Raw genomic sequence first — 7,874 nt, forward strand, 5'->3', positions numbered from 1 at the left:
TGCTGTGTTGCTAGTATACTTTATTTTGAATATACAAGGGGCGGATTATATATCCGCCCGAACCGAACTTTGCATTTTTCCTTTATTGATTAAGTACTTATGCCGCACTTCACAAACGGGCGGATATATAATCCGCCCCTACTCTGCCTCATCAAATATCTTTGTCAATAATCTGAGGTGGGGCGATAGCGCCCCGTTTATATTGTTAACGATACAATACTATTACTTCACACGCGCTACATATTCACCGGAGCGAGTATCCACTCGAATGACTTCGCCGATTTGCACGAACAACGGCACTTTCACCACAGCACCGGTGCTTAATGTCGCCGGTTTGCCGCCGGTGCCAGCTGTATCACCTTTCAGACCCGGATCGGTATCCACGATTTCCAACTCAACAAAATTCGGTGGTGTCACAGAAATCGGCGCACCGTTCCATAAGGTCACAATACATTCCGCTTGATCCAACAACCATTTGTCGTTGTCGCCCACCGCTTTAGCATCGGCTGACAACTGCTCAAAGGTTTCGTTGTTCATAAAATGCCAAAAGTCTTCATCTTTATATAAAAAAGTCAAATTGGTATCCATCACATCCGCCGCTTCCACGGTGTTGCCGGATTTAAAGTTCACATCCAAGACTTTGCCGGAAATCAGTTTGCGGATACGGGTGCGGGTGAACGCTTGACCTTTACCCGGTTTCACAAATTCGTTTTCAACGATAACGCAAGGTTCGCCGTCCTGCATAAATTTAAGACCCGGTTTAAAATCACTGGTAGAATAGGTTGCCATAATGTCCTCATTACTTGAAAAAAGTCTGATCTTAAGACAAGATCAGATAAAATTTTAATAAAACTTGTCTATGATAACTCAAAACACCCTGCTTAGAGAAGAGCCAAGCTGGCTAGATTACCTTGCAAAGGCGATAAATGATCCGCAAAAACTGCTAGAACAACTCGATCTGCCACTAAATCAATTTAAAAATGCTATTTCAGCACGTCGATTATTCCCATTGCGCGTGCCACAACCGTTTGTCGACAAAATGGAAAAGGGCAATCCAAAAGATCCACTTTTGCTGCAAGTGATGACCTCACAGCAAGAATTTTTTCAAGCGCAAGGTTTCAGTCAAGATCCGCTGCAAGAGCAGCAAAGTGCGGTGCCGGGGCTGCTGCATAAATACCATAACCGAGTGTTATTAATGGTAAAAGGCGGTTGTGCGGTGAACTGTCGCTACTGCTTTCGCCGCCATTTTCCTTATCAAGACAACAAAGGCAATAAACAGAACTGGCAAACCGCACTTGACTATATCGCTGCACACCCCGAAATCGAAGAGGTGATATTTTCCGGTGGCGATCCGTTGATGGCGAAAGATCACGAGTTGGACTGGTTGATCAGCCGTTTGGAGCAGATTGCACATGTGAAGACCCTGCGGATTCATACCCGATTGCCAGTGGTGATTCCACAGCGAATTACCAGCGCACTTTGCCAGCGTTTAGCGGTTTCACGCTTAAACAAAGTGCTGGTCACCCACATTAATCACCCGAATGAAATTGACCGCACTTTCGCCGATCATATCGCGCATTTAAAAGCGGCAAATGTGGTACTGCTCAATCAAGCGGTGCTCTTAAAAGACGTAAATGACAATGCACAATTGTTAAAACAATTAAGCGATAAACTGTTTAGTACAGGCATTCTACCTTATTACCTGCATTTGCTCGATAAAGTGCAAGGCGCAGCCCATTTTTATCTGGACGACAAGCAGGCGTTGGCAATTTATCGCGAGCTGCAAAAAATCAGCTCCGGATATCTCGTGCCTAAGCTGGCGCGTGAAATTGCCGGTGAGCCGAATAAAACCTTATTAACGCCATAAGTAAAAAATTCGCACCAAATTCCAGCAAAAACAGTTTTTATTTTGTCTAATTCCTTTAGAATAGAAAGATATTTTTATTCATAAAAACATATTTTGACAATTTGAGGTGTCTAGTGACTTCTGAGAACCAAAACCGTAGCAATACTGAAGCAACCACCGGTGAAAAACAGAATCAATTAAAATTTGAATTTAGCAACATGGAACCGATTACGCCGAAAAAACCGATTGAAGAAAAACCCTCTTTTTTTGATAAGGCGAAAGGCTTGTTACCTAAACGTGAGCACAAGGAGGAAAGTATGAACACGACAAACCTACCCCCTCATGATCTACAATCTGCAGCAGAAAATGGAGCTCAAAACGAAGCTACCGCTAGCGAAATGACGGCTAAAAGCACGGTTGAGCCGTTCACAGCTAATGACGCAAACAGCGCGCATGAGCCATTAAGCAACCGCTTGAAAAAACCAGAAACTTGGGGCATCTTAAATCGTTTGCCAGCCAAACACCGTCGCTTATTCATTGCTTTATTGGCACTGATTTTGGTGTTATTGATTTTCTTTTGGTTAAAACCAAGTTCAACCACCACTGTTGATGCACTACAAGCGCAAAATTCGAATGCGTTACCGATAGAATTTCAATCGCTGAATCACTCGGAAGAAGAGCAGATCAACCAGCCTAACGACCAGATCAATACCCAAAATAATAATCCAAACAATGCCTTGCTACCGCAACCGAACACCAATGATAGCAATGCACAAACCTTAGCAACGGCTGCCGCAACCCAAGCCGCTGCTGTTGCAGCTGGAACGGTAACTCAAAACACGAGTGCTCAAAACACCAGTGCCCAGACTGTGGCATCACAAACTACGGCCACTCAACCAGCAGCAACGCCACCACGCTATGAAGCGCCGAAAGAGCAAGCCACTCGCACGCCGGCAAAAACACAGCCAAGCACGGCAACGAAAACCACCACAGCCAAACAGACCGTAGCGCCAAAACCGACGGCAGCACCGACTAAACCAGCCAGCGAAAATACGGCTTCCGGTAGCAGCCGCACGTTGACTATTCCACAAGGTGTCAGTTTGATGCAGGTATTTCGTAATAACAATCTGAATATTGCCGATGTCAATGCGATGACCAAAGCCAACGGCGGTGAAAAAGCACTCAGCAGCTTTAAAGCCGGTGACAAAGTGACGATTCAAGTTAATTCACAAGGCCGAGTGAGCCGCTTAACCTTACAAAACGGCAGCACGTTTATCCGTAATAACGACGGCAGTTATCAGTATAAGAAATGATCAAAAAATGCCGTTATTTAAATGATAACGGCATTTTTACTGAAATTTCATCACGTCAATATGAGGCTTATTCCTATGATGAAGAAAGGTTTATTCGGCTGCATTATCATCTTGCTATCCGCTTGTCATGCTCCGATTGACACCCACAATAACCTGACCTCGCAACAAAGCACCTCCGGCTCGACAGCATTAAATAAAACCCTGCCTGAGCGCAATACTACCCACCTCTACTACTGCGATGACAATATCCAAATCAAAGTGACTGCCCTCAATGCTTCAGCCATCAAACAGCACTCAAAAAATCCTTCAATTCAGCTGACCCTGAACGGCATCAGTCAGCATCTGCAACCCGTCGTCTCCGACAGTGGCAAACGCTACGCCAATATCCAATGGAACTGGTGGGAAAGAGCTGAAAGTGCGGTGTTGAGTAACAGCTTGGGCGAAGTGATTGCAAGCGGTTGTAAAGTAGAACAAGCTGATTAACCGCACTTTAGGGTCTGTTGAGTTAAATGCAAAGTGCGGTGTTAGCTTATTCCAAATTTTGAATCTGTTCGCGCATTTGTTCGATCAAGACTTTTAACTCGACTGCCGAGTTGGTGACCTCAACATTAATTGATTTCGAAGCAAGTGTATTCGATTCGCGGTTTAATTCCTGCATCATAAAATCTAACCGACGCCCAACAGCACCGCCTTTTTTCAAGGTTGCAGTCGTTTCTTTCACATGCATTTGCAGACGATCCAGCTCTTCCGCCACATCAACCCGTTGCGCTAATAAAACCATTTCCTGCTCCAACCGTTGCGGATCGGCTTGCAATTGGATTTCGTCAAAACGTTGTTGCAATTTATCCCGTTGCCACTGCAAAATCTGCGGCATTTGCGAGCGCACTTTGTCCGCTTCAACACTGATCGCTTGTAGGCGCTGTTGGATAATCTCTTGTAATTTCTGTCCTTCACGTCCACGCATAGCGATAAATTCATCTAGCAGTTGATCAAACCCAGTAAGTAAATCTTGGCTGATTTGATCCAAATCTTGTTCTGGTGTTTCAACTACACCGGGATAACGCAACACGTCAGTTAAACTAATCTCGCCTTCGCCAACTTGCTGTTGCAACCATTTGAGTGATTGCAACACTTGTTGCGCCAACGGTTGGTTGAGTTGTAGTTCAAGTGCGGTCTGTGCTTTCAATTCCAAACGCAAATTACACTCCACTTTACCGCGGGTGATCCGCTGACGGATTTTTTCACGCAAGTTGTTTTCCAAGCCACGAAACTGCTCCGGTAAACGGAAAAAGTTTTCCAAATAGCGTTGGTTGACGGAGCGAATCTCCCATACGGCATTGCCCCAGCCCTGTTTCAGTTCCAAGCGGGCGAATGCGGTCATACTGTAAATCATATTTTTCCCTTATTCGATGATTAAACTAGGCTATTCTACCGATTTCAAACCGGACTGTCGTGTGTAAAGTGCGGTTTCATGCTAGAATTCGCTGTGAATGATAGATGAATAATAATGGAGAATCCCAATGCGTCCAAATGACCGCCCTTTGCAAGCGACCCGCCCGATAAAAATCAGCCGTCACTATACTAAACATGCCGAAGGCTCGGTATTGGTTGAGTTTGGCGATACCAAAGTGCTGTGCAACGCTACCCTGGAAAACAGTGTACCGCGCTTTTTGAAAGGGCAGGGACAAGGCTGGATCACTGCCGAATATGGAATGTTACCACGCTCAACCAATGTGCGGATGCAGCGTGAAGCCGCTCGCGGTAAACAAGGCGGACGCACGTTGGAAATTCAACGCTTGATTGGTCGTTCATTGCGCGCCATGATCGACTTGACCGCACTTGGTGAACGCACCATTACCGTCGATTGTGATGTCATTCAAGCCGATGGCGGCACGCGCACGGCAGCAATCAGCGGGGCTTGCGTAGCTGTGATTGATGCGATCAATACTTTACTTGCCAATGGTGATTTAAAAACCAATCCGATCAAAGGGTTGGTGGCAGCAATTTCAGTCGGCATTGTCGATGGCACGGCGGTGTGCGATTTGGAATATGTGGAAGATTCCGCCGCTGAAACCGATATGAATGTGGTCATGGCAGAAGATGGACGCATGATTGAAGTGCAGGGTACCGCAGAAGGTGAACCATTTAGTCACCAGGAATTGTTGCAATTACTGGAATTGGCGCAGGGTGGAATTGAGCAGATTTTTGCCGTACAACGTGCGGCCTTAAACGATGATTAAGGTGATTTATGCAGGATTATAAACAACAGTTTATTGAATTTGCCCTCAAGCGCAATGTGCTGAAATTCGGTCAATTCACCTTAAAATCCGGGCGGATCAGCCCCTATTTTTTCAATGCGGGTCTGTTTAACACCGGCAGCGATCTGGCTCGTTTGGGCGAATTTTATGCTGCGGCAATTCAAGCCTCAGGGATCGAATATGACATGCTGTTTGGTCCTGCCTACAAAGGCATTCCGATAGCTACCACTGTTGCCATTGCATTAGCCAATCAATTTGGTTGCGATAAGCTACTGTGTTTTAATCGCAAAGAGGCAAAAGATCATGGTGAAGGAGGTAATTTAATCGGCAGTCCATTACAAGGCAGAGTCTTGTTGGTTGATGACGTCATCACTGCTGGCACTGCTATTCGCGAATCAATGCAACTGATTGCCGCCAATAATGCCAAACTCAGTGCGGTTATGATTGCATTGAACCGACAAGAAAGAGGGAAAGGTGAGTTATCTGCGATCCAGGAAGTGGAACGCGATTATGCTTGTCGCGTGTTATCTATCATTGATTTGGACGATTTACTGGATTTTTTACGCTGCAACTCAGCTTATCAAGCCTATTTACCTGCAGTACACCAATATCAACAACAATACGGAGTATAACCGCACTTGGGTATTTTGACAAGATTGGAGTTAATTGCTCAAATCTTGTCTTTTTTCACTAAATAGCAAAGAATATTCACCATCTCAAATCATACAAAATCTAATAAAACCAACAATAAATAAAATTTTATCTAAATTAAATGATTTTTATATATTAACTGCATAGACAATGGATTGATTTATTAATTTCTGTATTATATAAATATCACAACTAAATGTTTATTCGATCGGAAAGCCCTTGACGGTGAGCCATCTTGATTTGATGCTAAAGGTTTACCTTCCTGAATATATTCAGGTTATTTTTGGGGTGGCTTAAAATCCAATAGCAATTGCCCCCTTTACACCGCACTTTTATTTCTGGGTTTAAAGTGCGGTTTTTTTGCTCTTATTCCACTAGATCAGCTTATTCACCGACACCAAATAGCAGCTCTTCGCGAAACGCATCCGAACAAGCGGCAGTTTTTAATTTCATACGCAAACTCAATTGCGCAGGGTGCAGCCGGGCTAAATTCAATGCATAATAACGCAAGGAGGTCAGCTTCTTTTCCCCGCTATCTTTACTACTGAGACCACGGACATCTCGATATACTACATCCAACATCCAATGCACCTTCCTTTTTTTGAGCGATAAATGCTCCCGAATACTCTCTGCTAATTGTGGTAATGCCGTATTTAAACTGCTGATATAACAATCTAACTTAGAGTCTAATTTTCTGTTCTGTCTCAACGCCTGCAGTGATTCTGCACACAGCACCGTTTGAATCCCCTCCCAGCGCATTGGTTCAGACAACCATTCATCAACGGGTAATTTCTTATACTGTCGCCCAGTATTTATATTATCATAATAATCAATAAGTTGTGGATTTTCTCGTTCCATTTTATGAAAATAGGCTGCAATTTCTTTGCGGAACATTGCATGATTATTATTTAAAGCAACCACATAGTCTGCTTGCTTATCCTTAAGTTGCTCAACAATCTTTTTCTGTGTGTTGCAGGCATAAACGGAAACTATCGCTCGCCTCAATTTTAATGTCTGGAGTATTTCCAACACACCTTGCTGTTCATTACGCCAACGTGGAGATTTATGCTGTATCAGTATCACACCGCGCATTTTACTTTGTATGGTAATACTATGCAGTGCACTTTTCGCCTCATTACCGAAGCAGTTACGAAGGTTTTTTCCATCCAATGGAATTTGCTCAAGATTTTTGCTCTGACGTAATTCGTTAACAAAATTGATAAAAATATCATTTAATTGGCTTGAATGAAGTTTGCAAACAAGATCAGCGATAGTCTCTTTAGATGGAATGCCTTGTGTAAAAGGTAAATATTGACGCAACCAAGAGAGGTGGCTTTCACCAAACTGGTGAACATCGCACCATGTTTTTGCTCCTGACAGCACTGCTGTCATGGTTAAAAAAATAAGCTCTAATAAAGAATACCTCTGGGCATCATTCTCAATTTCCTCAGCCTGAGCAAAAAAGTTAAAAAAATCCATACAAGCCCCCTAAATTGTTATTAAAATAAGTATTTATCTGCACAGTGTAAATTTACACTAAACTTACTATAAAATAATCGGGCACTCTTTAATAATATTTATTGCGGTTTTCTTGATATTAGCTAAAAAATTGGTGTTGATGCCTGTTTTTCATCCAATACATTTATTTTTGCACCAATACAAAAAACCCCTAACATCGCTGCTAGGGGTTATCGCTTTACTTACTTTCGTGTTTTTTGTATTTTTCGTGTTCGGTAAAATCCGGCGGTGTCCTACTCTCACATGGGGAGACCCCACACTACCATCGGCATTACAGCATTTCACTTC

At 43.5% G+C, this 7,874-nt stretch carries 8 protein-coding genes; 5 read left to right on the forward strand and 3 right to left on the reverse strand.

The features are described from left to right. Positions 1 to 222 precede the first annotated feature (222 nt). Positions 223 to 789: an elongation factor P gene (efp, locus tag EDC16_RS12565; RefSeq protein WP_132968203.1), complete on the reverse strand. Its 567-nt coding sequence runs from the start codon at positions 787 to 789 to the stop codon at positions 223 to 225. Between the two features lie 64 nt (positions 790 to 853). On the opposite strand from efp, the gene epmB reads away from it, so the two are divergent. The 3 genes from epmB to EDC16_RS12580 all read left to right on the forward strand — a co-directional run bounded on the left by epmB (position 854) and on the right by EDC16_RS12580 (position 3,642). Then, entirely contained in the window at positions 854 to 1,867 is a 1,014-nt protein-coding gene (gene epmB, locus EDC16_RS12570) for an EF-P beta-lysylation protein EpmB (protein ID WP_132968204.1), read from the forward strand. A gap of 113 nt (positions 1,868 to 1,980) precedes the next feature. Beyond that, positions 1,981 to 3,159: a LysM-like peptidoglycan-binding domain-containing protein gene (locus EDC16_RS12575; RefSeq protein WP_132968205.1), complete on the forward strand. Its 1,179-nt coding sequence runs from the start codon at positions 1,981 to 1,983 to the stop codon at positions 3,157 to 3,159. A 75-nt stretch (positions 3,160 to 3,234) separates the two neighbouring features. Then, a complete protein-coding gene (locus EDC16_RS12580; protein WP_157330549.1) occupies positions 3,235 to 3,642 on the forward strand; it encodes an MliC family protein in 408 nt (135 codons plus the stop codon). A 46-nt stretch (positions 3,643 to 3,688) separates the two neighbouring features. Here EDC16_RS12580 and EDC16_RS12585 read toward each other — a convergent pair whose 3' ends face one another. Next, complete coding sequence (locus tag EDC16_RS12585; protein WP_132968207.1) at positions 3,689 to 4,552, reverse strand: YicC/YloC family endoribonuclease; 864 nt, start codon at positions 4,550 to 4,552, stop codon at positions 3,689 to 3,691. A gap of 127 nt (positions 4,553 to 4,679) precedes the next feature. Between EDC16_RS12585 and rph the strand changes: the two genes are divergently transcribed. Further along, positions 4,680 to 5,399 carry a ribonuclease PH gene (gene rph, locus EDC16_RS12590; protein WP_132968208.1) on the forward strand — a complete coding sequence of 240 codons (720 nt, stop codon included), beginning with the start codon at positions 4,680 to 4,682 and terminating at the stop codon, positions 5,397 to 5,399. Between the two features lie 8 nt (positions 5,400 to 5,407). Continuing rightward, complete coding sequence (pyrE, locus tag EDC16_RS12595; RefSeq protein ID WP_132968209.1) at positions 5,408 to 6,049, forward strand: orotate phosphoribosyltransferase; 642 nt, start codon at positions 5,408 to 5,410, stop codon at positions 6,047 to 6,049. Between the two features lie 403 nt (positions 6,050 to 6,452). Here pyrE and EDC16_RS12600 read toward each other — a convergent pair whose 3' ends face one another. After that, on the reverse strand, positions 6,453 to 7,547 hold the full coding sequence (locus EDC16_RS12600; RefSeq protein ID WP_132968210.1) for an ISAs1 family transposase: 1,095 nt from the start codon (positions 7,545 to 7,547) through the stop codon (positions 6,453 to 6,455). Between the last annotated feature and the right edge of the window lie 327 nt (positions 7,548 to 7,874).

Origin of the sequence: Testudinibacter aquarius, assembly GCF_004342725.1 — a bacterium.
GTDB classification, from domain to species: domain Bacteria; phylum Pseudomonadota; class Gammaproteobacteria; order Enterobacterales; family Pasteurellaceae; genus Chelonobacter; species Chelonobacter aquarius.